This is a genomic window from Streptomyces sp. CB02923 (genome assembly GCF_001905005.1).
In the GTDB taxonomy this organism is placed as follows: domain Bacteria; phylum Actinomycetota; class Actinomycetes; order Streptomycetales; family Streptomycetaceae; genus Streptomyces.
Genome location: NZ_LWKZ01000026.1, coordinates 664354 through 689002, shown reverse-complemented (window position 1 = coordinate 689002; position 24649 = coordinate 664354). Strand labels below are relative to the sequence as shown.

18 protein-coding genes are annotated in these 24649 nt (G+C 72.1%); 7 read left to right on the top strand and 11 right to left on the bottom strand.

What is annotated here, in order from left to right; all coding sequences use genetic code 11:
• Positions 1–133 precede the first annotated feature (133 nt).
• Positions 134–355, top strand: coding sequence for a dodecin (locus A6A06_RS34500; protein ID WP_073767242.1), 222 nt, complete (start codon positions 134–136; stop codon positions 353–355).
• Positions 356–485: 130 nt separating this feature from the next.
• Here A6A06_RS34500 and A6A06_RS34495 read toward each other — a convergent pair whose 3' ends face one another.
• The 9 genes from A6A06_RS34495 to A6A06_RS34455 form a co-directional block, all read right to left on the bottom strand.
• The gene (locus A6A06_RS34495) at positions 486–1358 is read right to left on the bottom strand and encodes an ABC transporter permease (protein ID WP_073766971.1); all 873 of its coding nucleotides are present in this window, start codon (positions 1356–1358) and stop codon (positions 486–488) included.
• Positions 1355–2170, bottom strand: coding sequence for an ABC transporter ATP-binding protein (locus A6A06_RS34490; RefSeq protein WP_073766959.1), 816 nt, complete (start codon positions 2168–2170; stop codon positions 1355–1357). Before A6A06_RS34490 ends, A6A06_RS34495 begins: the two co-directional genes overlap by 4 nt.
• Positions 2167–2925 carry a PIG-L deacetylase family protein gene (locus tag A6A06_RS34485; protein WP_073766951.1) on the bottom strand — a complete coding sequence of 253 codons (759 nt, stop codon included), beginning with the start codon at positions 2923–2925 and terminating at the stop codon, positions 2167–2169. Before A6A06_RS34485 ends, A6A06_RS34490 begins: the two co-directional genes overlap by 4 nt.
• Positions 2922–3596, bottom strand: a complete 675-nt coding sequence (locus A6A06_RS34480) for a papain-like cysteine peptidase (RefSeq protein WP_073766949.1) — start codon at positions 3594–3596, stop codon at positions 2922–2924. Before A6A06_RS34480 ends, A6A06_RS34485 begins: the two co-directional genes overlap by 4 nt.
• Before the next feature lie 101 nt (positions 3597–3697).
• Positions 3698–5209, bottom strand: a complete 1512-nt coding sequence (locus A6A06_RS34475; protein WP_073766938.1) for a glycoside hydrolase family 3 protein — start codon at positions 5207–5209, stop codon at positions 3698–3700.
• Positions 5210–5324: 115 nt separating this feature from the next.
• Complete coding sequence (locus tag A6A06_RS34470) at positions 5325–6503, bottom strand: SAM-dependent methyltransferase (RefSeq protein WP_073766927.1); 1179 nt, start codon at positions 6501–6503, stop codon at positions 5325–5327.
• Between the two features lie 259 nt (positions 6504–6762).
• Entirely contained in the window at positions 6763–7224 is a 462-nt protein-coding gene (locus tag A6A06_RS34465; RefSeq protein ID WP_073766926.1) for a universal stress protein, read from the bottom strand.
• An 85-nt stretch (positions 7225–7309) separates the two neighbouring features.
• Positions 7310–10171 (bottom strand): peroxidase family protein, encoded by a 2862-nt coding sequence (locus tag A6A06_RS34460; RefSeq protein WP_073766925.1) that lies wholly within the window; start codon positions 10169–10171, stop codon positions 7310–7312.
• A 38-nt stretch (positions 10172–10209) separates the two neighbouring features.
• Complete coding sequence (locus A6A06_RS34455; protein ID WP_079194555.1) at positions 10210–10998, bottom strand: PAS domain-containing protein; 789 nt, start codon at positions 10996–10998, stop codon at positions 10210–10212.
• 105 nt (positions 10999–11103) lie between these two features.
• Here A6A06_RS34455 and A6A06_RS34450 point away from each other — a divergent pair, with 105 nt between their 5' ends.
• The 5 genes from A6A06_RS34450 to A6A06_RS34435 all read left to right on the top strand — a co-directional run bounded on the left by A6A06_RS34450 (position 11104) and on the right by A6A06_RS34435 (position 18168).
• On the top strand, positions 11104–14304 hold the full coding sequence (locus tag A6A06_RS34450) for a bifunctional cytochrome P450/NADPH--P450 reductase (protein WP_073766924.1): 3201 nt from the start codon (positions 11104–11106) through the stop codon (positions 14302–14304).
• A 441-nt stretch (positions 14305–14745) separates the two neighbouring features.
• Positions 14746–14889, top strand: a complete 144-nt coding sequence (locus A6A06_RS42390) for a hypothetical protein (RefSeq protein WP_199931357.1) — start codon at positions 14746–14748, stop codon at positions 14887–14889.
• Positions 14886–16055 (top strand): methyltransferase domain-containing protein, encoded by a 1170-nt coding sequence (locus A6A06_RS34445; RefSeq protein ID WP_242441100.1) that lies wholly within the window; start codon positions 14886–14888, stop codon positions 16053–16055. Before A6A06_RS42390 ends, A6A06_RS34445 begins: the two co-directional genes overlap by 4 nt.
• Before the next feature lie 107 nt (positions 16056–16162).
• A complete protein-coding gene (locus A6A06_RS34440; RefSeq protein WP_073767238.1) occupies positions 16163–17338 on the top strand; it encodes an FAD-dependent monooxygenase in 1176 nt (391 codons plus the stop codon).
• 185 nt (positions 17339–17523) lie between these two features.
• A complete protein-coding gene (locus A6A06_RS34435) occupies positions 17524–18168 on the top strand; it encodes a dihydrofolate reductase family protein (protein ID WP_073766923.1) in 645 nt (214 codons plus the stop codon).
• Positions 18169–18327: 159 nt separating this feature from the next.
• Here A6A06_RS34435 and A6A06_RS34430 read toward each other — a convergent pair whose 3' ends face one another.
• The gene (locus A6A06_RS34430; protein ID WP_242441099.1) at positions 18328–19860 is read right to left on the bottom strand and encodes a trypsin-like serine protease; all 1533 of its coding nucleotides are present in this window, start codon (positions 19858–19860) and stop codon (positions 18328–18330) included.
• 224 nt (positions 19861–20084) lie between these two features.
• Positions 20085–20546: a hypothetical protein gene (locus tag A6A06_RS34425; protein ID WP_079194579.1), complete on the bottom strand. Its 462-nt coding sequence runs from the start codon at positions 20544–20546 to the stop codon at positions 20085–20087.
• 470 nt (positions 20547–21016) lie between these two features.
• Here A6A06_RS34425 and A6A06_RS34420 point away from each other — a divergent pair, with 470 nt between their 5' ends.
• Positions 21017–24640 (top strand): hypothetical protein, encoded by a 3624-nt coding sequence (locus A6A06_RS34420; protein ID WP_199931356.1) that lies wholly within the window; start codon positions 21017–21019, stop codon positions 24638–24640.
• Positions 24641–24649 lie beyond the last annotated feature (9 nt).

The window sequence follows — 24649 nt, the reverse complement described above, 5'->3', positions numbered from 1 at the left end:
GGTCATCATGGCCCTTCGGGGGCGGCAGGGGAAGGCGACGGCCTGGCGGAGCTGAGTGGAACCGGTGAATCCGGGCACCCGGGGCGTGACCACGGACCGCCGGCACGGACACCGGCACGACGGAGGAGCGGACATGTCGAATCACACGTACCGGGTGACAGAGATCGTCGGGACGTCCCCGGAGGGCGTGGACGCCGCGATCCAGAGCGGCATCAAGCGGGCGGCGCAGAGGCTGCGCGGCCTCGATTGGTTCGAGGTCACGCAGGTGCGCGGCCACATCGTCGACGGGGCGATCGAGCACTACCAGGTGGGGCTGAAGGTCGGGTTCCGGCTGGAGGACGGCGAGGAGGGCTGAACGGCCCCTGGACCGGCTGACGGCCCCCGGACCGGCTGACAGCCCCGGCTGACGGCCCCGGGTCCGGCTGACACGGCCCCGGGACCAGGGGGCGCGCCGCGCCGTGCGCGCCCCCTGTGCGCCCCTCGCGTCACGAATACCGGGTGATCAGGCCGCGGCGCCGGAACGACGCCACCATGCGCCCCAGGAAGAACAGGGCCAGCACCAGCAGCGTGACCGTGCCCAGCGTGGCCACGGCCAGTTCGTGCCACGGGGTGGGCCCGCCGCCGGCCAGCGCCCGCCCGGCCGCGAAGACGTGCGTGGTGGGCAGGGCCTCGGCCACCGGCTGGAGCGCCCCCGGCAGGGTCGAGACCGGATAGAACACGCCGGACAGCGGCATCACCACCGAGAGCCCGCCCCACACCAGGGCCTCCGCGCCGCTGCCGTAGCGCAGCACCAGACCCACCACCGCCAGCGCCACGGCCCAGCCGCACAGCAGGAGCAGCGCCGCGACGGGGATCAGCCCCAGGCCCAGGGACGTCACGTCGAAGGCGTACGCGCCGAAGGCCAGCGCGGCCACCGCGAGGGTGCTCAGCGCCGTACGGACCAGGGCGAAAAGCCCCACTCCGGCCAGGTACTCCCAGCCGCGCAGCGGCGTGGCGAGCAGCCCGATCACATTGCGTGACCAGGTCTCCTCCAGGAAGCCGGTGGCCAGGGAGATCTGCGTCTGGTGGACCAGGTGCCACAGGACGGTGCCGCTGAGCAGGAAGACCGCGAAGGTGGGCCCGGTGCCCAGGTCCGGGGCGGTGTCCGCGACCGCCGCCGCCCCGCCGCCCGCGGCTTTCGCGGCGAAGAGCCCGATGGAGCCGTACAGCAGCGTGTCGACGACCGGCCACACCAGGACGTCGAAGATCCGGTGCGGGCTGCGGCGCAGCACCAGCCAGTGGCGGCGCGCCACGGCGCGGACGCGGTACGCGCTGGCCGCGGCGGGGCTGCGCAGAGCGGGGGACTCGACGGCGCTCACGCGGCACCGGCCCCTTCCCGGTCGGCGGCACCGTCCCGCGCACCGGCACCTTCCCGGCCCCGCTCGCGGTCACGGGCCTCCGCGAGGTGCAGGAAGACCCCCTCCAGGTCGCGCTGGGCGAACTGCCGCGCCACCTCCTGCGGCGTACCGTCCGCGGTCACCCGCCCGGCCGCCAGGAAGACCACCCGTTCGCACAGCCGCTCCACCTCGACCATGTCGTGGCTCGTGACCAGCAGCGCGGTCCCGTGCCGGGCGCACAGCTCCAGCAGCGCGGTACGCACCCGCAGGGCGATGTCCGGGTCCAGTGCCGCGGTCGGCTCGTCCAGGACCAGCAGCCGGGGCGAGTGCAGGGACGCCTTGGCGATGCCGACCAGCGTCCGTTGGCCGCTGGAGAGCTCGGTGCCGATCGCGGTGGCCAGGTGGCCGATGCCGAAGTGCTCCAGGGCGTCCTCGACGGCCGCGCCCGGGGCGCGCAGCCCGTACAGGTCCGCGTACAGCCGCAGGTATTCACGCACCCGCAGGCGGTCGGGGAGCGGCAGGTAGCCGGCCGCGAAGCCGACACCGCGCATGGCGGCCGAGCGCTTGGCGGGCAGCCGGTGGCCGAGGACGTGCACACTGCCCGCGTCCGGCGCGACCGCGCCCAGGCACATCAGCAGCGTGGTGGTCTTGCCCGCGCCGTTGGGGCCGAGCAGCCCGACCCGCTCGCCCTCGCGGACGGTCAGCCGTACGCCGTCGACGACCCGGCCGCGGCGGTACTCCTTGACCAGGTCGTGCGCCTCCAGGACGGGCGGCGCGGCGCCGTGCGCGGTCATGCGCCCGCCCCGGCGGGCCGCGGACCGCGCACCGCCGACCAGACGCGCTCGGCGCGCAGCGGCCCGCCCCGGGCCACCAGGCTCCCGTGGTCGGCGGCCAGCGGGGCGAGCTGCGAGCCGTAACAGAGCACCGCCTCCCGCTTGCGCGCCCACTCCTCGTCGGTGAGGACGAGATCGTGCGCGACGTCGAGGCCGTAACGGGCCCGCAGGTCCTGGTAGGCGAGCCCGTAGGTCTGGTCGCCGCCGAGGGCGTGCTCGACGTCCGGGGTGCCCCACTCGGGCAGATGGCCGGTGTAGGGGAGGTCGGCGTACAGGAGCGGCGGCGGCGCGCCCAGCCCGGCGAGGACCCGCAGGGCGCGGTCGCGCACCCGCCGGTGGTCGGCCTGGTTGGTGCCGATGGGCAGGAGGACGAGCGGGAACGGCTCCGGAAGCGCGCCCAAGTAGGCGTCTATGCCCGTCAGTTCGTCACTTTCGCCGTACGGTCCGTCGGGGTGGTCCAGCACCGCCTGGTCCACGCCGAGCAGCCCGGCGGCCCGCGCGTCCTCGGCGAGCCGGGTGCGGTGGGCCTCGGCGGCGGTGGAGAAGCCGCAGGTGCTGTCCCACCAGGAGACGGCGTGGTGGTCGGCGGGGGCGCCGCCGTACACGGTCACCACGGTCACCGGGGCCGGGAGCCGGGGTATCAGGCCCGCCAGGGAGAGGGCGGCGTCGTCGAAGTGCGGGGAGAGGATGACGGTGCGCGGCGGGGGAGGCGTCATAGGGGTTCCTTAGTGCTGGGGCGGTGCGGCGGAGCTGAGCCGGGGCCGGGCGGGTCGTGGGGGAGGGCGAGTACGGGGGTGAGGGCGGCGTCCCAGGCGGCGTCGTCGCCCTCCCAGCGGCCGGGGGCGGCGGCGACGGTGCCCCAGGTGATGCCGGGGCCGAGCAGGGCGGCGTCGGGCGGCGCGGTGCGGCGCAGCCAGTGCAGGTCGAAGCGGTGGCCGGGATGCTGCGCCGCGATCACCGCGCGCAGTCGGCGCAGGTCGGCGGCGGCCAGTTCGTCCCAGGCGTCGTGGTGGACGTACAGCACCCGGGCGGACGATCCGGCGAGGGTCCGCCAGCGTCCGGCCAGAGCGGCGAACTTGGCCCGTACGCGCGGCAGTTGCGCGTCGATGTCCGTCTGGGTGAGGGGGGTTCCGGCGCCGGCCGCGGGGTGGAACTCGTGGTAGAAGCGGATGTCGGAGCCGCGGTCCAGGGCGCATCGGCCCTCGTCGAACGGCTCGACCAGGCCGGGGCGCAGTACGGGGCGGAAGTCCTCCGCCACGGCCTCCACGACCGACTCGAAGTCGAGGTCCAGCCAGTCGAAGAAGTGGGCGCGGGCGACCCCGGTGACGCGCCGGATCTGGTACGTGGACTCGCAGTGGTAGCCGAGGCCCACGCAGTGGTCGTACACGCCGGTCGCTCCTTGTCCGTACCCGGCCGCCGCCCGTGTGCCCGCGGCCCGGGACGGGACCGCCGGCCCGGCGGGTGTCCTGGCGGGCATCTGCCGGGTGCTCATGTGCGCAGCGGGCCGCGCCGGACGCGGCCGGTCAGGTACTCCGCCGCCGCGGTGGCGTTGGCCAGTCCGGCGCCGCGGGTGAACAGCGTCGCGGGGGCGCCGTCGGGCAGCGGGCGGGCCGGGGCCAGGCCCATCTCCACGGTGACCAGGTCCGGGCGCCGGGCCCGCAGCGCCCGGAGGACCGCCCGCTGCCAGGGGTCGCGCTCCGCGTCCCGTACGACGACCGCGAGCGGTTCGCCGTCGGCGGGCGGCAGGCCGGCCGCGGCCGGGTCGGTGCCCGGTTCCACGTCGGTCGCGGAGGCAAGGGCTCCGAGGCCCCGGAGCGGCGCCTCCAGGCCCCACGGCGCTTCGCCCACCGCCATGTTGGCCACGGTGGCCAGCCGTACGGTGTGCAGGCGGCGGCCGTCGGCGGCCCGGGGGACGCCGTGCGCGAGCAGGGCCCGGCGGGCGGCGGCCAGGCCGACGGGCTCGGTCCGGCCGTCGGACGCGGGCGGGACGGCCGCCCCGGCGCGTCTGGCCGGGTCGGCCCAGGCGCGCAGCGACGCGACCCGGCAGGCCGCCTCCGCCACCCGCTCCAAGGTCAGCGTGCCCCGGTCCAGCGCCTCCTGCACGGCGTCGTGGATCTCGGGCAGCAGCTTCTCCCCGTCGGTCGCGCCGAGCACCACGAGGTCGGCCCCGGCGGCCAGCGCGGCGACCGCCGCACCGCCGTACCCCCAGCGCTGTACGACCGGCGCCATCTCCAGGGCGTCGGTCATCACCACGCCCCGGTAGCCGAGTTCCTCGCGCAGCAGGCCGGTGACGATCCGCCGGCTCAGCGTCGCGGGCAGGCCGTCCAGCCGGGAGAGCCGGATGTGCCCGGTCATCACGGCCTTGGCGCCGGCCGCGATCCCGGCGCGGAACGGCGGCAGGTCCACCGCGTGGAGGGACGCCGGGTCGCGGTCGACGTCCGGCAGCGCGGAGTGCGAGTCGGTGCGGGTGTCGCCGTGCCCGGGGAAGTGCTTGAGGGTGGCGGCGACGCCGAGGTCCTGGATGCCCCGGACGCAGGCCGCGGTGTGCCGCGCCACGAGCTCGGGGTCGGCACCGAACGAGCGGACGCCGATGATGGGGTTGTCCGGGCGGGAGTTGACGTCCGCGCACGGGGCCAGGCAGAGGTTGACGCCCGCGGCCCGCAGATCGCCCGCTACGGCCGCGCCCACCTCCCGTGTGAGCGCGACGTCGTCGACGGCGCCGAGGGCGTGGCTGCCCGGGTAGACGCTGCCCCGGCGGTAGTCCAGCCGGGTCACGTCACCGCCCTCCTCGTCCAGCGCGATCAGCAGGTCCGGGCGTACGGCGCGGAGCGGGGCGGTGACCTCCTCGTGCAACGGACCGGCACCGGCGGGGAAGTTGGTCCCGAACAGGCCGACGCCCGCCAGGCCCTCGTCCGCCGCGCGCAGGATCCAGTCGGCGGGCGAGCGGCCCGCGTAGGCGGGGAGCAGGCAGGCGTTGACCAGGGAGATGTCGGCGCGCATAGGGCCTTCCGGTACGGGGCGGAGGGGGCGGCGGCAGCCCGGCGGACGGCCGGGACGTGGCCGGTGGCGGCGGGAAGGGGACGGCGGGCGGGAGTCCGGCGGGAAGACCCGGGGGTCAGCAGCCGGTACGGCGCAGGGCGAGCCCGACGCTGCCGCGTTTGCTCAGGTACGCGCGTCCGCCGCAGACGGACTCCACCCGGGGCGTGACGAGCGGGATCTCCTCCACCGTGCGCCACACCGGGGACGCGGCGAGCCACGGCCGCAGCCGCGTCTCCAGCGCCTCGGGTTCCAGGGCGAGGAAGAGCAGACCGGTGGGCAGGTCGTCGAGGAGTGCGAGGTCCTGGCCGTAGTAGAGCATTTCGACCAGCAGGTACGCGGCTCCGTCCGGTCCGTCCTTGGCCAGCCCGGCGAGGTCCTCGGAGCCGATCCGGACGGCCGGGGTGTCCCGCTGTGCGGCGTCGAGCCGGGCCCGGAAGTGCGGGTTGGGTTCGGTGGCGTACACGGAGAAGCCGTCCGCCGCGAGCCGGGACGTCAGCGCGCCTTCGCAGGCGCCGACCTCCACCAGGGGGCCGCCGGGCGGACTGTGACGCCGTACCCAGGCGGCGGTCGCGTCCAGGCGCCGGGCCTCGTACGGCGAGGTGGCGAACTCCCACGGGTCGGGGACGGCGGCGGCCTCGTCCCCCAGGCTGGCGAGCAGGGCGAAGAGCCGTTCGCGTTCGCCGGGGTCCGCGCTGAAGAATCGTTCCGCCGCCGGGATGCGGGGCGTCTGCACCACGAACTCGGGCGACGGGGTGCCGAGCAGCCCGGCGGCCGGGCCGTTGACGAAGCCCAGCTTGGCCGCGACCTGTTCGAGGCCGAGCGGACGGTCGAGGTCGCTGACGAACTGGAGGTACGGGGAGTAGCCGACGGCGTGCCGCACGGTCAGCACCGGCACGGTGTCCGCCAGTCCGGCGCAGGCGACGGCGGTGTCCCGGCCGACGCGGCCCCGGCTGCGCCGGTTGTCGGCCGGGGAGTGGGTCCACACGCGGGCGGAGTGGCCGTCGGCGGCCCGGCGTACCAGACCGGCAAGGGCGGCGGGGCCGGGTGAGGCGGCGCCCTCCTCGGCCGGCCGTACGTACGGCGCGAGCAGCGCGAGCCGTTCGGCGGGCGGTGTACCGGCGGGCAGGGAGAGGATGTCGCCGCGGTCGGCGAGGACCACGGCGGCCGGGCCGCCGCCGGGGTCGGGGTCGGTGAGGACGGAGAGGAAGTCGAGGACGGCATCCTCGACCCGGAGTACGACCACGATTTCGATCATGGACCGGTCCCAGGGGCAGGGCTGGCGGGGCAGCGAAGCGGGGTGCCGGCGGAGTGCGGTCCGCGCGGGACCGCGCCGGACCGAACCGGCAGGGCGGTGCTGTGAGCAGGGCGGTGCTGGAACCGTACGGCCGGTGCGCCGTACGGGAAGGACCCTAACCGCCGCCACCTTCGTGGTCCAGACCAATTTGGCCGACCCCTGCGTTCCGGCCATCGCGGTGGCCGGAAAACGCCTCCCCGGGCGCGTGTGCTCCCGGCGGTTACGGCACGACCGTCACCGGCCAGCGCCCGGCCTTGACCAGCCGTACCGCCACCGACCCCATGATCCGGTGCCCCGCCGACTCCGAGGCCCCCACCACCACGGCGTCCGCCGTCAGCTCGTCGGCCATCTGCACCATGCCGGAGTACGGGTCGCCGCGCAGCGTGTGAAACTCCCAGCGCAGGTCATACGTCCCCTGTACCCGCTCCGTCGCCGCCCGGATCTCCGCCATCAGCTCCTCGGCGACCTCGTTCGTCGCGTCCACGACCGGCGCACCCATGGCCGCCCCGGCCGGCAGCACCGGCTGGACGTACACCAGGGCCAGCTTGGACCCCTGGCGGCGGGCCAGACCCGCCGCGTAGGCGGCGGCGCGCCATGACGAGTCCGACCCGTCGACGCCGACGACGATGACCTTCGGGCCGTCCGTACCGCGCTCGAAGGGCGCGGGCGTGTTCTCCTCCACACGAGGAGGTTATCGGGCGCCTTACGTGTGCTTTACACAGGGCTGCGCGGGACCCGGTGGGCCCCGCGCACCGCGGACGCGTCCCTCACGAACCCGCGCCGCCGTCGCGCCCCGGGAGCACCGGCCGCCACGGCGCGAAGGCGCTCGCGCCGCGCGGCAGCATCGCGGCCAGCTCCGGGCAGTGCCGCAGAATGACCGAGTTCATACCGCCGCGGGCGATCCAGTCCATACCGAGCGGCGTGTACAGCTCCGGCCGGAAATCGACGGTCAGGAACCGGTCCGACTGGATACGCCGGGTCGCCATCAGGATGAAGACCCGGAAGGCGGTGTCGCTGAAGCCGAAGCCCTCCGGCGGGTTCTCGGCGAACAGCCCCACCATGGTGTCGACCTCGTCGACGTTCCGGTAGACCTCCTTGAGCTGCGCGACCGTCTCCGGGTCGGAGCTGATGTCCTCGAAACGGCGCACCCGCGGCTTGTGCAGCCCGGCGCGGAAGTCGTTGTAGCGCGGCACGCCGCGCCGCCGGGTCCGTACCAGGTCGACCACCGACAGGTCGATGATCTCCCCGTCCCGCTCGAAGCGGGTCAGCGCCTGCGGGTAGTTGTGCAGCGTGATCGCGCCGGGATGGGCGATGCCGAGGGAGTACAGCGTGTCGGTCAGCCCGGTCTTGCGGGCCACCCCTTCGGCCGCCGTGCCCTGGATGTCGTCGAACGTGACGGTCTCCACGCGCTGCCCGAAGCGGTGCTCGCGCAGCTCGTAGTCGTCCGGGATCAGCGGGTGCATCCGGTAGACCGTGACGAAGTCCTCCGTCAGGGAATACGGCACCTTGTGGTGGTCCGGCAGGGTTTCGGGGATGCCGCGCAGGGCGTGGCTCTCGACCAGCCACAGACCCAGCTTGCTCAGCCACTTGTCCGGCGGGCCCTGCCAGTTCGTCTTCAGGCCGACGTCGATGGCCTCGGTCGCCAGGATCGCCGGGGTCCACTCCACCGTGTGGATCTTCGCGATCAGCGCCGAGACGATCAGCCGGGCCGTGTGGTGGATCCGGTCCTGGCCCATCGCCGGGTACTCGGCGTGCAGCGCGTCGCACAGCGCGTTGTGTTCCCGGGCGAAGAGCGTGTGCATCACGCTCAGACCCAGCCACCAGTTCTCGTTGAAGCCGGTGAGCGGGATGCCGTTGGCGCCGACCGGCAGGTGGCCGTCCTCCAGCCGCAGCTTGGCGCTGTCCGGCTCGCGCAGCGAGCGCGCGGTGGCCTCGTCGCCGCCGTACACCTCCGAGCCGTCCCACCACGGAGAGGTGGTGTTGGTGAACAGCAGCGGCGGCTCACCGGACCGCTCGACGCCGATGTTCTCGGCGAACCGCATCACGTCCTCCGGCGGCCCGCCGGGCGTGTTCGTCCAGGCGCTGCCGGGCGGCATCGGGATCTCCACCGCCCGCTCGCCGGTCCGGTACCGCCGGTGGTTGACCCAGTCGTGCACCTGGAACTGGATCCACGCCGCCGCGAGGATGTTCAGCGAGGGCGCGGGCCGGAACGCCCCGCGGTGCAGCAACTGGCGTGCGGCCGTCACCGGGTTCGGGACGATGTCCAGGTCCGGCCGGTACACCGGCCGCAGGTTGCGGCCGAACGTGGAGCCGACCGCGCCCATCCGGGGCTCCGACAGGTCGGTGGACGAACCGTCGTACGTACGGGCCGTCCGCGCGCCCTCGTCCACCGCCTCCGGCACCGGCACGGCCTGCGGCGGCGCCTCCGGGGCCTCGGTGTCGATGAGGTTGAAGCGGCGCAGCGCCTGCCGCAGCGCCACCAGGTTGAGCAGACTCAGGTTCAGCGGCAGCCGGTGCCACGGCACATACCGGTTCACGGTCCGGAAGACGGCCCGCACCGGCACGCCGACGACGGTGTTGCGCAGCGGTTCCTCCGTACGGAACCGGGTGCCGAGCCGGTGCCCGGCGCTCGCCCGGTACGCGGCCTTGCGCGCCCGGTTCAGGTTGCCCAGCGGGCGGAACGCGTCCGTGGTGTGCCACGGGTTGAACGCCGTCGCCTCCACCCGGCGGGCCGCGGAGCGGGCCTCGGCGGTGGTGACGTCCTGCCGCGGGATCGTCAGCCGCCCGACCGGGACCACCGGCGCGTCCGCCTCCCGCCACTGCGCCGCCCCGTCCTCGACGGGGGTGCGCTCCTCGCTCACGTACCGCTGCACACACAGCTCGAACTCGACGTCCGCCAGCGCCAGCCGCCCGGCCAGCTCGTGGCGCAGCAGGTCGGGGTCGTGCCGGTCCGGCCGCGGCGCGGGCGCGCCGCCCGCCGCGGGCCGCAGCTGGTAGCGGACCGGACCGGCCTCGCCCCACATGACCGCGCCCCGGCTCCAGTACGTCTCACGGGCCAGCGACCCGACCACGTGCCGGGTGGCCGCCTGCACGTTGCGGCGCATCCGCGCCGCCGTGCTCCAGCCCACCGCCAGCGGCAGCTTCACCAGCAGCCCGAACGCCTTCCGCACGGTGCTGTCGGCCCCGGCCATCGCCTTGGCGAACGCCACGAACTCCCGCGCGTTGCGCGCGTGCGACACCGGGAAGCTGGTCGCCAGCAGATCGTGCGTCTCCTCCGCCGACACCTCGACCCGTACGGCGATTCCCCGCAGATCGGGCGCGATGTCCGGCTGCGCCGTACCGCTCGCGTTCGACAGCCGCACCACGGCCGGGTACTGCGCGCCGGGCTGCACGAAACCGGAGGTCAGCGAGGCCGGCAGCGCCGCGTCGAATTGCAGCCGGGCGTTCTCCACCCCCAGCACCGCCTTGGCGTGGAAGGCCCGCTCGACACCCTGCGCCCCGCCGCTCTTGCGGTTCGCGAGCTGCACCCGCATCAGCTGCCGCGCCAGCTCCTCGAAGACCACCCGCTCCGCCTCCGGGCTGCCGCCTTCGTACCTCTCGTACTGCGTGTGACTCACGGTGTCGGCCATGGCAGGACACCCTCCGTACGGAAGAAGGGCGCCCGACGCTACTCGTCTCCCGCACGGCCGGACAGGGGGTGTTTCGGGCGGCTTCGTGGATCTTTGCGACAGCCGGGATCAGGGGAGGACGGGCCCTCGGGCGCCCCCTCCCGAGGCGCCCCCTGCCCTCCCGGCGGCACCGGCGCGGCCGCAGCCGGCGGCCATACGCCCTGGGCCAGGACCCCCAGCACGTACGCCTTCGCCACCAGGGCGGTCCGGCCCTGGACGCGCCAGCGCCGGGCGAGACGGGTGAGGTGGTAGTTGACGCCGTCGACGGTGAGACCGAGGTTGCTGCCGATGGCCGAGGTGGTGGCACCGGACGCGGCCAGCGCGAGGATACGGGTCTCGACGGGACTGGCCGCGTCACGCGCCGGGGCCGGGGCGGGCGACGCGTCCTCGTACACGCGGAGCAGAGCCAGCAGGACGGGCAGATCCTCCGACGGGTCGCCGACCGGATCGACCGTCAACTCACCCTCCCGCTCGCCGCCGTTCGCGCCGGCCCGCCAGCTCACCCCGACCGGGTACCGGGACCTGCGGCCCAGGCGCAGCGCGTCGATCAGCCGGTCCATCTGCGGCTGGGAACGGGGCCGGAAGAGCTCCAGCAGGTTGCGGCCGCGCAGCTGTCCGGGGGCCGCGCCCCACTCGGCGGCCATCGCGGGATTGGCGATCAGCACCTCGCCGTGCGCGTCGCACACGGCGGTCGGCACCGGGATGCGGTCCAGCAGGATCAGGAAGTAATTGCGCCACGGACCCCCCAGGTACGGGCCCGCCGAACCGTCCGCCGTCGCCTCGTCCATTGCTCCTTCTCCGGTCCGGCCGCAAGAGCGGACAGCGAAAAACCACTGCACAATCATGCAGTTACCCGGCGTCGCACGGTACACCGGGCGGGTCACGCTTGAGTCATGACCGAGACGATCACGTTCGAAGCAGCCGAGGGCGCGGTGCGCCTGTCCGAGGAGGTGCCGGTCGTCGACCTGTCCGCCACCGGATTCACCTCCACGCCCCTCCAGCAGGCCATGGACCTGGCCCGGAAGCTCGGGCCCGTGTACCGGCGGCGGTTCCACGGCCATGAGACGACGCTCGTCTCCTCCCTGGAGCTGGTCACCGAACTGGCCGACGAGGACCGCTTCGCCAAGGGCGTCTCGATCGCCCTGGAGAACGTCCGCGAGTTCGCCGGGGACGGCCTGTTCACCGCGTACAACGAGGAACCGAACTGGGCCAAGGCGCACGACATCCTCATGCCGGCCTTCGCGCTCGGCTCGATGCGCACCTACCACCCCGCGATGCTGGAAGTGGCACGCCGGGTACTCGGCAGCTGGGACCGGCGCGCGGCCGACGGGACGCCCGTCGACGTCCCCGACGACATGACCCGCATGACGCTGGACACCATCGGCCTGGCCGGCTTCGGCTTCGACTTCGAATCGTTCTCCCGCGACACCCCGCACCCCTTCGTCGAGGCGATGGTCCGCTGCCTGGAATGGAGCATGACCCGGATGGGCCGGGACCCGGACGGCGACCACACCGAGGAGGACGCCGCCTTCCGGGCCGACGCCGACTACCTCGCCTCGGTCGTGGACGAGGTCATCGCCACCCGTACGGGTACGGACGGCAGCACCCCCGAAACCTCCGACGACCTCCTCGGCCTGATGCTCGGCGCCACCCACCCCGACGACGGCACGACCCTCGACCTCGCCAACATCCGCAACCAGGTCATCACCTTCCTCATCGCCGGCCACGAGACGACCTCCGGCGCGCTCTCCTTCGCCCTCCACCACCTGCTCAAGGACCCGGCCGCGCTGCGCATGGCCCAGCGCGAGGCGGACGAACTGTGGGGCGACCAGGCCGACCCCGACCCGGCCTTCGAGGACATCGGGCGGCTGCCCTACACCCGGCAGGTCCTCAACGAGGCGCTGCGGCTGTGGCCCACCGCCGCCGCCTTCACCCGCCAGGCCCGTACGGACACCCTGCTCGGCGGCCGCTACCCGCTGAAGGCGGGCCAACTGGTCACCGTCCTCACACCGATGCTGCACCGCGACCCGGTCTGGGGCGACAACCCCGAGCTGTTCGACCCCACACGGTTCGCGCCGGAGGCCGAGGCGGCCCGCTCCCCGCACGCGTACAAGCCCTTCGGTACGGGCGAACGCGCCTGCATCGGCCGCCAGTTCGCGCTGCACGAGGCGACGATGCTGCTCGCCATGCTGGTGCACCGCTACCGCCTCATCGACCACGCGGACTACCAGCTGCGCATCAAGGAGACGCTGACCCTCAAGCCGGACGAGTTCACACTCACCCTCGGCAGGCGCACGCCCGCGGACCGGGCGGCCCTGCGCGCCGCGCTGGCGGTACTGCCCGGCGGCGGAGCGGCACCGGACGGCCCGCAGCCCGGCGCGGACGACGGCCTGCCCACGCGGGCCCGGCAGGACACCGGCCTGCTGCTCCTCCACGGCACCAACTACGGCACCTGCCGCGACTTCGCCGAACGCATCGCCGACGAAGCCACCGGCCTGGGCTTCACCACCGAAGTGGCCCCGCTGGACGCCGCGGCCGGCGCACTCCCCACCGACCGCCCGGTCGTGATCGTCACCGCCTCCTACAACGGCCGCCCGACCGACGACGCGGCACACTTCATGGAGTGGATCGGCAGCGAGGAAGCACAGGCCGACGGAGTGCCGTACGCCGTCCTCGGAGTCGGCGACCGCAACTGGGCCGCCACCTACCAGCGCGTACCGACCCTCCTCGACGAGCGGCTGGCGGCCCTCGGCGCCGAGCGGCTGCTGCCGCGCGGCGAGGCCGACGCCTCAGGCGACCTCAACGGCGCGGTGAAGGCGTTCACGGCCGCGCTGCGCACCGAACTGCTGGTGCGCTACGGCGACCCCGCGACCATCGGCGCGAGCGCGGCGGCCGACGCCACGGACACGTCCTACACCGTCCGCGAGGTCACCGGCGGCCCCCTGGACGCGCTCGCCGCCCGCCACGGCCTCCAGCCGATGACCGTCACCGAAGCCCGCGACCTCACCGCCCCCGGCCACCCCCGGGTCAAGCGCTTCCTGCGCCTCACCCTGCCCGACGGCGTCACCTACCGCACCGCCGACCACCTCGCCGTACTCCCGGCGAACGCTCCCGCGGCGGTCGAGCGCGCGGCACACGTCCTGGGCGTGGACCTCGACACCATCCTCGACATCCGCGCGGGCGCGGGGCGCGCAGGCCGCGACACCCTCCCCGTGGACCGGCCGCTGACGGTACGTCAACTCTTCACAAACCACCTGGAACTGGGCGCCCGGCCGACCCCCGAGCAACTCACCACCCTCGCCGCCCACAACCCCTGCCCGCCCGAGCGCGCCGCCCTCCAGGCAGTCGCCTCCAACGACCCGCGCAGCATCCTCGGCCTCGTCGAGGCGTACCCGGCACTGCGCGGCGAGCTGCCCTGGCCGGTCCTCCTCGACCTGCTGCCCGCCCTGCGCATCCGCCACTACTCCCTCTCCTCCTCACCCGCCGCCGACCCGCGCCACGCCGACCTGATGGTGTCGCTGCTGCCCGGCGGCACCGGCTCCGGCCACCTGCACACCCTCCGCCCCGGCGACACCGTCCTGGCCCGCGTCCAGCCCTGCCGGGAGGCGTTCCGCCTCGACCCGACCGACCGGACACCCGTCATCCTGATCGCGGCCGGCACCGGCCTGGCCCCCTTCCGCGGCGCCATAGCCGACCGAGTGGCCGCCGCATCGGGGAGCCAACCGGTCCCCGCCCTCCTCTACTTCGGATGCGACGCCCCCGAAGCCGACTACCTCCACGCCGAGGAACTGCGGGCGGCCGAGGCCACCGGCGCGATATCCCTCCGCCCGGCCTTCAGCACCCAGCCGGAGAACGACTGTCGCTACGTCCAGCACCGCATCACCGCCGAAGCCGACGAGGTGGGCGCCCTCCTGGACGCCGGCGCCCGCGTATACGTCTGCGGCGACGGCAGCCGCATGGCCCCAGGCGTCCGCGCCGCCTTCCGCACCCTGCACACGGCCCGCACGGGCGCCACGGAGGAGCAGGCAGAGACGTGGCTAAGCGAACTGACGGACGCGGGGCGGTATGTGGAGGATGTTTATGCGGCGGGGTGAGCTTTGATGGGGGGTGACGGGGGCTTGGGGGTGATTGTGGCGCCCGGAGCTGCTGCTGGCCGCTGATGTGATGCCCCGCCTCTGCCGACGCAGGGGCGGGGCGGTCGGCTTCGGGGGAGCCCCGCACGCGGGGACTACGGGAGAACTCTGGCGGCCACACCTCCCAGCTCGGGACCACCCCCGCCCACGCGGGGACCACGCCGGGCGGCGAGGTGATCGTCCCCGCCCTGAGAGGACCATCCCCGCGTTCGCGGGGACCACAAACCCTGACCCGCGCCTCCTCAAGCGCCAACCGCCAACTTTACTCACCTTTGCCCGCATCAGCTCTGACAAGCCCCCAGCCCCACCCCCGGTCCGCTTTCCCCTCTCCGCACCGCGAAGCAGAGCGTTCCTCTACTGTCACGAACAAGACCGCAAGGTCATGACGGAAGGAGGTACCTCGTGCGCGGAATCCGCATGGCGATCCTGGCCGACGACGGTAAGCACGCCGGCCCGCCGAGCGATAAGCCGTGGACACCACCGCCGAACCCGCCGTCCCCGGACGGCAACGGCAAGGTGCTCGTGGATGAAGACCTGCGACTGTGACGACCGTTCAGCCGCGGGTTCACGAAGGGCAGGCCGCCCTGACCGGCAAGCTGGCCGCGTACGGCATGCTCGCGCCGCCATGGCGCGGGATCTGGGAGCGCATCCCCCGCGAGCACTGGCTGCCGGAGCGGGTCTGGGTTCAGCGGCCGGACCGGTGCGAGCCCGTGACGGACGCGGGCGCGCGGTACCGGCTGACCTACAGTGACTCGCCCGTGGTGACCCAGGTGGACGACGGCCGCACCGATGGGCCGGGTGTGGCCACCTCGTCCAACTCCATGCCGTCCATGGCCGCGAAGATGCTCGGCCTGCTCGGTCTCCGGGACGGGATGACGGCCCTGGAGATCGGTACGGCGACCGGGGACGTGGCGTCGAAGCTCTGTCTGCGCATCGGTGACGCGAACGTCACGTCGGTCGAGATCGACGGGACGTTGGCGGCGCAGGCCCGCGAGAACCTCGCGCGGGCCGGGCTGGCGCCGGCCGTTCACGTCACGGACGGCGCGGCCGGCTGGGCGCCATGCGCACCGTACGACCGGATCATCGCAACCTGCGCACTGCGCACGGTCCCGCCCGCGCTCCTGAGCCAGCTGCCGCCGGGCGGCGTCCTGGTGGCCCCTCTGGTGCGCGATTTCCACTCCGGCCTCCTGGCCCGGTTCGAGAAGGACACCAGGACAGGGGCTGTCACGGGGACGCTCCACGGGGGCGCCTCGTACATGCCGATGCGTTCCCACCGGTCCACGGTCTCGGCCGAGGTGGACGGGACCACCCCGCGGCACTGTCACAAGCTGCTCCACGAGAACCAGCTGAGCGCGTTCGCGACCCCGGCCTTCGGCCTGTACGCCGGTACCCGCCTGCCGGGGGTCCACATGACCGGCTCGTCTGAGCGGGTCTTCCTGTGGGACGGGGCCGGGGCGGGAGTCCTGGCCGAGGACGGCTGGGCCGCGGTCTACGGCGGCGGCCGCGACCTGTGGGCCGAACTGCTGGAGGTCTGGCAGGAGTACGCCGCGGCCGGCCGGCCACCGCTCAGCGAGTTCGGGATGTCGCTCACCGGGGACGGCGAGCCCCGGACTTGGCTGCGCACGCCCGACGCCGTGGTGGAGCCTGCCCTCACCGCTCTCCCCGCCGACCCATGGCCCGCCGGGAGCCCGGCTGGTTCCCGAACCCGGTAGGGCCGCCCCCGTACGAGGTCTGGCTCCCGTCCCGCCCCGGCGGCATCGTGGACGGAGGCGGCGCGGCTCCGCGTGTCGCCGGCCGGCGATTCACCTGGGAGAGCGCCATGACCAAGGCTCTGATCATCGGTGGTGGCATCGCGGGAGCGGTGACCGCGATGGCCCTGCGGAAAGCGGGTATCGACGCGGAGGTCTTCGAGGCGTACGAGGAAGGCGCCGACGACGTCGGCGCCTTCCTCGTCGTCTTCGCCAACGGCCTGGAGGCACTGCGCGTCATCGGCGCCCACGGCCCGGTGGTCGCCAACTCCTTCCCCGCGGAGCGGGTGGAGTTCCTCAGCGGTACGGGAAAGCGGCTCGGCGAACGCCCGCTCGCGGGCTATGTCGCGGAGGCGGACCTGGGCCCCCGCACGCTCACCCGCGCCACTCTCTACCGCGTGCTGCACGACGAGGCGCGCCGCCGCGGGATTCCCGTACGGCACGGCAAGCGGCTGGTCGCCGCGGAGACCGTCAGCGACCGCCGGGTGGTGGCCTCCTTCGCGGACGGCAGCCGCGCCGAGGGCGATCTGCTGATCGGCGCCGACGGCATCCACTCGGTCGTCCGCAAGATGATCGACCCGGCGGCGCCCCGCCCGCGCTACACCGGCCAGAACACCGTCTGCGGCTACACCCGCGACGTCAAGCCGCCCTCCGCGCCCGACACCTACACCATGATCTACGGCAGGCGGACCTTCTTCGGCTGCACGGCGGCGCCCGACGGCGAGGTGTGGTGGTTCGCCAACGTGCCGGGCCCCGAGCGGTCCCGGCAGGACCTGGCAGCGGTCACGGCCGACCAGTGGCGGCAGCGCCTCACCGCCCTCCTCGAAGGCGACCGCACCCCGGCCTCCGACATCGTCCGCGCCACCGGCGACCACATCATCAGCTCCCATGCCTACGACCTCGCCACCACCCCGCAGTGGTTCTCCGACACCATGGTGATCATCGGCGACGCGGCGCACGCCGCCGCACCCAACGCGGCCCAGGGCGCCTCGATGGCCGTCGAGGACGCCGTCGTACTGGCCAAGTGCCTGCGTGACCAGCACGAACCCCGACGCGCGTTCGGCGCCTACGAGGAACTGCGCCGCGCACGCGTGGAACGGGTGGTGGCACACAGCGCACTCATGGCCCGCCGGGCGGCGCCGGGAACGATGCGGCGCCTGGTCCGCGACATCATGCTGCCGCGCAGCATCACACACGGCGGCGACGGCGCCGACACATGGCTGACCGGCTATCGCATCGAGTGGTGACGCAGGTGAATGGTCGCCCCGCCGCGATGCCGTACGCGTCGGCCACGCACACCGTCAATAGGCCGCTTCCTGAGGTGCCTCGGGAAAATGTGCGGGCCGCTGTCGATCCGGCCGCGTCCCGTTCGACGTCATGATGTGTGGCGCCTCGCCACACGACGACGCGACAGGAACTGACGAGGAAACACATGCATCAACTGCTGAGAGTCATGAATTTCGCCCTGTCGAGCGACGGATTCGGTGCCGGTGAGCACCAGAGCCTGGAGCGGCCGTTCGGCCACGACCACCCCGAGAGGCTGTTCGCCTGGGCCGGAGCCACGGCGAGCTGGCCCATGCGCACGGATGCAGGCGGGAGCCGGGGCCTCGACGACTACTTCACGCGGGACTTCGCACGCAACATCGGAGCCGAGATCATGGGCCGCAACAAGTTCGGCCCTCAGCGCGGGCCTTGGCAGGACCATGAGTGGCGCGGCTGGTGGGGCCAGGAGCCCCCGTTCCACACTCCGGTGTTCGTCATGACCCACCACGAGCGTCCGTCGATCACGCTCTCCGACACCACGTTCCACTTCGTCGACGGCGCCCCGGCCACGGTCCTCGAACGTGCGCGGGAAGCGGCGCGAGGCCAGGACGTCCGACTCGGCGGAGGGGTCACCACCATCCGGCAGTTCCTCGACGCCGGCCTCGTCGACACCATGCATGTGGCGGTCTCCCCGGTAAAGCTCGGGTCCGGACTACGCCTTTGGGATTCCCCCGATGAACTGCTCGACCGGTTCCACCTGGAGGTCGTGCCCAGCCCGAGCGGTGTGACGCACCACCTGTTCTGGCGAAGGTGAGGCGAGGGCCAGTCGAGTTCAGGCTGCGACTGGGAAGAGGTGTCCGCCCCAGCGGTTGCCCTCTCTTGCGTCACCCCCGGACACGGCCCTTCGCAGACCGGTGAACCGCCGGTGGCGTACGTCGAGTTGCCGTACGCCACCAGGGTCACCGGTCGAGGATCAGGAGATACGCGGCCAGGCGTGGGTGCCGGTCGCGATGTTGCCGTTGCCGTCGCCCTTGTAGAAGTTGAAACGCTGCTGGTTGCTCCACAGCGAGCCGATGTCGGTCTTGCCGTCGCCGTCGAAGTCGCCGGCCAGCAGGATCTGGGTGCCGCTCCAGCCGTTGTCGTGCCACATCGACACGCCCTCGCTGAGGCCGCCGCCGGTCTTGCTGTCGAAGCGGGTGTAGCGGGTCAGACCGCCGACGTTCGTGACGGCGACGATGTCGTCGCGGCCGTCGCCGTTGAAGTCACCGGTGGCGATCTTCGCCATGTGCTGCCAGGAGTCGTCCCGCCACATGTTGCGCTTCGTGCCGTTCAGCGCGCCGCTGGGGCCGGCGTCGTAGGCGTAGAGCGCGCCCTTGGGGCCGCCGCCCCACACGGCGAGCAGGCCGTCGCGGTTGGAGGTACCGGACTTGAAGCGGACCAGCTGGACCATGTCGTTCCAGTTGGTCTTCTCGTCCTGCCACATCGGCTTGTTCGCAGCCAGCGTGCCCTTGGAATCGCCCTTGTACAGGCGCAGCGAGCCGTTGCCCCAGACGGCGGCGATGTCGGCGTGCCCGTCGCCGTCGAAGTCACCACCGATGATCTTCGACATGCCCTTCCAGCCGCCGTCCAGCTTCCACAGCGGACGGCCGTACTCGAAGGTTCCGTCCGCGCGGCCGTAGAAGGCGTGGAGGTTGCCGTCCTTGGTCACGGCTGCGACGTCGGTGCGGCCGTCGCCGTTGAAGTCGGCCGTTGTCATGACCGAGGTGACGCCGGGGACCAGGGTCGACAGACGGATCTGCTGGATCCAGCCCGCGACGTCGTCCGTGCGGGTGATGACGGCGTCGGTGCGCTTCTCGTCCTCGTTGCCGAAGCAACCGCCCTGCCAGGAACGGTGGCTGATTCCGGCGAGCTCGTAGCGGCCGTCCTGCTCACGGAAAACGGGGCCGCCGGTGTCGCCGGCGCAGACGGTGGCACCGGCCGAAGCGCCCGCGATGTTCGCCGAGGTGTCCTGCGCGGACTGCAGCGAGAACTTCGCGCTGTGCAGGCGGTCGGGGACCCACTGGTCCTTGGTACGGCCGTAGCCACTCGCGGTGAGGTCCTCGCCCTGACGCGGGGCGGCGGTGCCGACAGCGGCAGGGGCGATGCCGGTGACGGGCTTGGCGAGCCTGGCCATCACCAGGTCCCGGTCACCGCGGGGGACCAGCTCGACGACGTCCGTGACGCTGCCGCCGGTCTTGTTCAGATCGGTGCGGCCGATGGTGGCGGTGGTCTTCAGCTTCGGCGCGCCCGCGGAGACCTTCAGGCTCTCGGCGGGGTTGTCGGCGAAGCAACTGGCGGCGGTGGCCAGCCACTGCGCATCGACCAGCGTTGCGGAGCAGCTGCGCGTGCCGTTGCCGATGTCCAGCTTGGCGGTGAACGCGTACGTCCCGTCGGTGGCGGCGGCTCCGGTGACGGCTTGGGCGGGTGAGGCGGAGGCCAGTGCGCCGACGGCGACAGCGGTGGTCAAGAGCCCGGTCGCCCAGGTTGCTCGCAGGCGTCTACTCAACATGTTGTTCTGTGCTTTCCTGAAAACGTGGCCCGCAGTTGACGTTGCGTGTGTTCGCTCGCAGTGCAGGTGCGGGGTTCCTGCGCTGCCCGTGCGCGGAGTGCACCGCCGTACATCTGGTGGTTGTACAGCGGCACCGTCGTCACCGACGCCGGGTCAGGCGATTCGTGTGACGGCCGGGTGTTTCACTGCCCGACACGCAGCTCGACCAGAACAGCGGGCTTGCCGGGGTGGCCCGAGGACATGTCGCTGACGCCGACCTGCTCCGTTTGCCATGCGGCCACATCGACGCGCTTCTGCTCCTTGTCAGAAGTGACGGTCGCGCGCACGGCCCGGTCCATCGCCTGGACGCCGTAGACCTCGGGGATCTTCAGTGCGAGATAGCCGGACTTGGCAGTGGCTTTGAAGCAGTAATCATTGCTTTCCTTTTGCTGGGTCGTCCATACGCGGATGTTCCAGTCCTGTCCGGAGCACTGGCTCAGGACGATGTGGCCGTCTCCCTTCGCCAGCCGGATCCCCGTCTCCTTGAAGATCTTCTCCGCGCCGGGGTACTGGAAGCTCTCCACCGCATAGGGCGGGAGAGCGTCGGAAGTGACGTGCTGCGCGGTGTCGCCCGAGGGCTGCGGGGCAGCCTGGGCGCTGGACAAGGCGCACACACCCGCCAGTGCCGTGGCCGTGCCGATTACTCCAATGAGCGCAGTTCTACGCGCGCGAAATACCACCAGGGGTCCTTCCGAAAGTTTTGCGGCGCCGACAACAGCCGCACGGGAGTAGTGAAGAGATAAAGGGCGGGGTAAACGTTACACCGATGGCCGGCGGTGTTTCGGCCGGAGGTGCCTGATAACGAAAAGACAACAATGAAGTGCTGCGGTACAACCGTGTCCTGGGGAACGCGCGATGGTGTCAATCGAATTGGACATGGGTGTCGGCGTCATGATACCCCTTCAGGCTCCTTGCCAGTCTCTTGCGAAACGGCTCTGACCAGGCACGTTATGCTCACCGCTCCGGTAACGGCAGAGTGCAACTAGCAAGAAGGGTCTGCTTCGTGAGACGAAGAGTCCGAATGGACAAAGCGAGAGGGAGAATGGTGCACGGTATACGTGCAACTTCCCTGGGCTTGCTGTCCCTGGCGGTTTTGATCGGGACACCGGGAGCCTCCCCCGCTTTCGCGGCCGACTGGGATGACGAGGGCGGCAGCCCCATTCCGGCGACCGATCGGGGACGTATTGTCGAGCTGTGGAAGAGCGGAGGGCCAGCGGTCAAGGCCGCGGCCGAGGTCGCTCTCATGGGTGGTGACAACGAAGTCCGCCTCTTCCTGGGCAACGAACAGGCTTTCGCCGAAGCCAGTGACGACCGTGTGACGGCAATGCAGATGTCGTCCCTCGGCGGCGAACAGGTGCAGGCGGCGGCGTCGAAGGCCATGGGTACCCGCGACCCGGCCCAGGTCCGTGCCTTTTTGAAGGACGGCTGGAAGAAACCGCTCGAAAGCGACCAGCGGGTTCGGCTCATGCAGGCCATGAGCGTCGGCGGCCCCCAGGTCAAGAAGCAGGGCCAGGAAGCTCTCAACGGTTCGATCACCGGCGTTGCCGACTTCCTCGAAAAGGGGCTGTACAACGCACGGGACGCCGACGACCGGGTGCGTCTCATGCAGATCATGAGTACCGGGGGCCCGGCGACCAAGGAGGCCGCCAACCTCGCGATCCGGGGCTCCATGGACGACATCCGGGAGTTCCTGACCGTGGGCCAGCACGTGGCCCGCGCCCGGGATCAGGAGCAGGCCACCGTCGCGCAGTTGGCCCAGCAGGCCAAGGAGGCGGGTGCCGCGGCCCAGCGTGAGACCAAGGCCGCCAAGCAGACCTCCGAACGTGCGCAGAAGGCCTCGCAGGAGGCCAAGGACGCGGCGAAGCGCGCGGCTGACGCAGCCGAGGACGCCCGCAAGAACTCCTCCTCGGCCGCAGCCGCCGCGAGCGAAGCCGCTCAGGCGGCCAGGGGCGCGGCAAGCGCCGCACAGCAAGCCATCACCGCGGCCCAGGCAGCCAACCGGGCCTCTCGGATCGCCTCCGCCGCCGCCTCGCAGGCGGCCACCGCGGCGGCCAGCGCCGCCAACGCCGCGGCACGGGCCCGCAACGCGGCAGCCGGTGCTTCCAGGGACGCAGGAAAGGCAGCCGACGCCCGCAAGGCCGCGCAGGATGCCCGGAACGCCGCGTACGCCACCGACGTCGTCAGAGAGGCACTCGACGATCTGATCGAGGCCCAGAGCCAAACGACGGAAGCAACAAACGCGGCCCTGAGCGCCAGCGCAAACGCGGACGCTGCCGCGAGCGAGGCCGAACGAGCCAGCGGCTACTCCGGCACCGCGGGGGCCCAGGCTTCCCGTGCCAAGGCCGCAGCGGCCCAGGCACGTCGGCATGCCGCCGAGTCGAGCCGCGCGGCCAGGGCCTCGCAGGCGCTCGCGCAGCAATCGGCACGCGCGGCGAGCCAGGCGAGGGCATTCGTCGCCAAGGCCGCCGACCAGGCCAGGGAGGCGGCGCGGGAGGCGGAAGAGGCCGCCAAGCATGCCGGGGAATCGGCCAAGGCCGCCGAAGAGACCAGGCGGCACGCCAAGGCCGCCCAGGCCGCTGCCGACACCGCCGCGGATGCGGTGAAGAAGGCTCGTGAGACCTACGACCTTGCGCGCAAGATGGAGGACGAGGACCTCAAGTCGCGGACGGCCTCCGCGACAGCCGCGGCCCGGGACCTGAAGGCTGCCTATGACGAGGGCAAGGCTGAACAGGCTCAGCGGCTCAAGGACGCCAAGGAACTCGACACCGAGGCCACACGGTTGGTGGCCGAGGCCGCCAAGTCCGGAGCGGACCTCAAGGAGGTGGCGGCCAAGGGCCGTAAGGTCGCCTTCCTGGCGATGAAGACCGGTGGCTCGTGGAGCAGGACCACCGCAGAGGTGGCCCTGGCCGGCTCGGACGAGGACATCCGCGACTACATTCGGTCCGGCTGGAAGGACGGCACCCGGCGTGACGACCGCGCCCGCGTCCAACGTCTGGCACGCGAAGGCCTGACGGAACAGGTGCGCACGGAGGCCGAGAAAGCCCTCGGCGGAAACGCCGAGCAGATCAGTGCGTTCCTGGCCTCGGGCCAGTATCGGGCAGCGGCGTCCAGCTACCGCGTCAGCGTGATGCAGATCGCCAGCGTCGGCGGGCCGGAGGTCAAGAAGGCCGCCCAGGCCGCGATGAACGAGAACACGCCCGCCAAGCTCCAGGAATTCCTGACAACGGGCCAGCAAAACGCACGGAGCGCGGACGATCGCGTCCGCACCATGCAGCTGATGAACTCCGGTGGCCCCGAGGTCAAGAGTGCGGCCCGGATCGCCATGGAGGGCCCGCCGGAACTGGTGCACGCTTTCATCAAGAGCGGGCAGTACACGGCCCAGCGGAGGGACCGGCTCACCACCACCCATGTCGCCCGGGTCCAGAGTCTGATCGCCGGTGCCTCCAGGGTCGCGGCGCAGGCCCAGTACGACGCGTCCAAGGCGGCTGAGTACGCGGACCGAGCCGATAACGCCGCGGCCGAAGCGGACAAGGCAGCCGACCGGGCCAAGGAATCCTCCCGGCTGGCCGACAAGTACCTGGCCGAGGCCCGGCAGTCGGCCAAGGACGCCGATGCGTCCGCCGCCCGCGCCATGGAGTCGGCGAAGACGGCCCGTAAGGCCGAGGCCGACGCCCACCAGGCCGCGGTCAAGGCCACCAACGCCGCGGCACGTGCCGAGCTGTCGGCCGAGTCGGCTCAGGCATCTGCGGACGAGGCATGGACCGCGGCCGCTGCCGCCCGTAAGTCCGCCGAGGCGGCCGGCAAGGACCGCGCCGAGGCCCAAAAGGCCGTCCTCGAGACCATCGAGCGCGTGGACCACCTGCTGGACGAGGAGGCGAAGGCGGTCCTGCGGGACAAGCAGGCGCAACAGGACTACAACGACCTCCAGATCCTGGAGGACCAGATGCGGGCCGTCATGAACAATGACGACACCCGCGGCTTCTGGGAGAAGTTCTTCAACCCCGACCATCCGCTCGACGACTTCCAGCAGGGCAGCGACTGGGCCGGTTACTTCCCGGGTCTCGGTGAGTACTTCGACGGGTTCAACTGCTTCACCTACGGCGTCCGCGGCATGGAGGCCGACGCCGACGCCTCCTGCACGGCTGTCCTCCTGGGCAAGTTGGGGGAAGGAAGCAAGAGCTTCAAGGGCCCCAGGAGCGGTCTCAAGCTGGGAACGAAGGAAGGCATCCAGGCCCTTGAGAATGAAATCGGCCAGAAGGGTGCGTCCACCCTCCTGGCCTACCTGCGGGCCAATCGCGATGCCGGGCGGCCCGCCAAGATCTGGGCCGAAAAGAAGAACAAGACACGCATCCAGCTTGCAACGAAACACTGGGAAAAGCACGCACGAGAGTTTCCCGAGATGGGCCGGATAGGTCAATACGTGACGAAGGCTCACAGCTATCGGAAGTACACCGATCCAGGTCCTCCGCCGAATGGGTACCGGGTGTTTGACCGGAAAGATAACAAGGGTAACGATTCGGGATGGGCTGTCTACGAAAAAGAGACCAACACGCTGACAGCGTTCACCAAGGACGGGGTTCCCTCTAGCATGTACAGGCCCACTCCAAAGTCTCCCGAAAACCCGGATGGGTTTAAGGAGAAGACGCTGGAAGAGCACATAAGGGCGCAAAAGCATTTCGGGTCGGAGCGTGGGCGTTGATTGGAGGAG

Coding starts and splice junctions, on each gene's coding strand:
- A6A06_RS34500 (WP_073767242.1), top strand. CDS start 134: ATGTCGAATCACACGTACCGGGTGACAGAGATCGTCGGGACGTCCCCG.
- A6A06_RS34490 (WP_073766959.1), bottom strand. CDS start 2,170: ATGACCGCGCACGGCGCCGCGCCGCCCGTCCTGGAGGCGCACGACCTG.
- A6A06_RS34485 (WP_073766951.1), bottom strand. CDS start 2,925: ATGACGCCTCCCCCGCCGCGCACCGTCATCCTCTCCCCGCACTTCGAC.
- A6A06_RS34475 (WP_073766938.1), bottom strand. CDS start 5,209: ATGCGCGCCGACATCTCCCTGGTCAACGCCTGCCTGCTCCCCGCCTAC.
- A6A06_RS34470 (WP_073766927.1), bottom strand. CDS start 6,503: ATGATCGAAATCGTGGTCGTACTCCGGGTCGAGGATGCCGTCCTCGAC.
- A6A06_RS34460 (WP_073766925.1), bottom strand. CDS start 10,171: ATGGCCGACACCGTGAGTCACACGCAGTACGAGAGGTACGAAGGCGGC.
- A6A06_RS34455 (WP_079194555.1), bottom strand. CDS start 10,998: ATGGACGAGGCGACGGCGGACGGTTCGGCGGGCCCGTACCTGGGGGGT.
- A6A06_RS34450 (WP_073766924.1), top strand. CDS start 11,104: ATGACCGAGACGATCACGTTCGAAGCAGCCGAGGGCGCGGTGCGCCTG.
- A6A06_RS34440 (WP_073767238.1), top strand. CDS start 16,163: ATGACCAAGGCTCTGATCATCGGTGGTGGCATCGCGGGAGCGGTGACC.
- A6A06_RS34435 (WP_073766923.1), top strand. CDS start 17,524: ATGCATCAACTGCTGAGAGTCATGAATTTCGCCCTGTCGAGCGACGGA.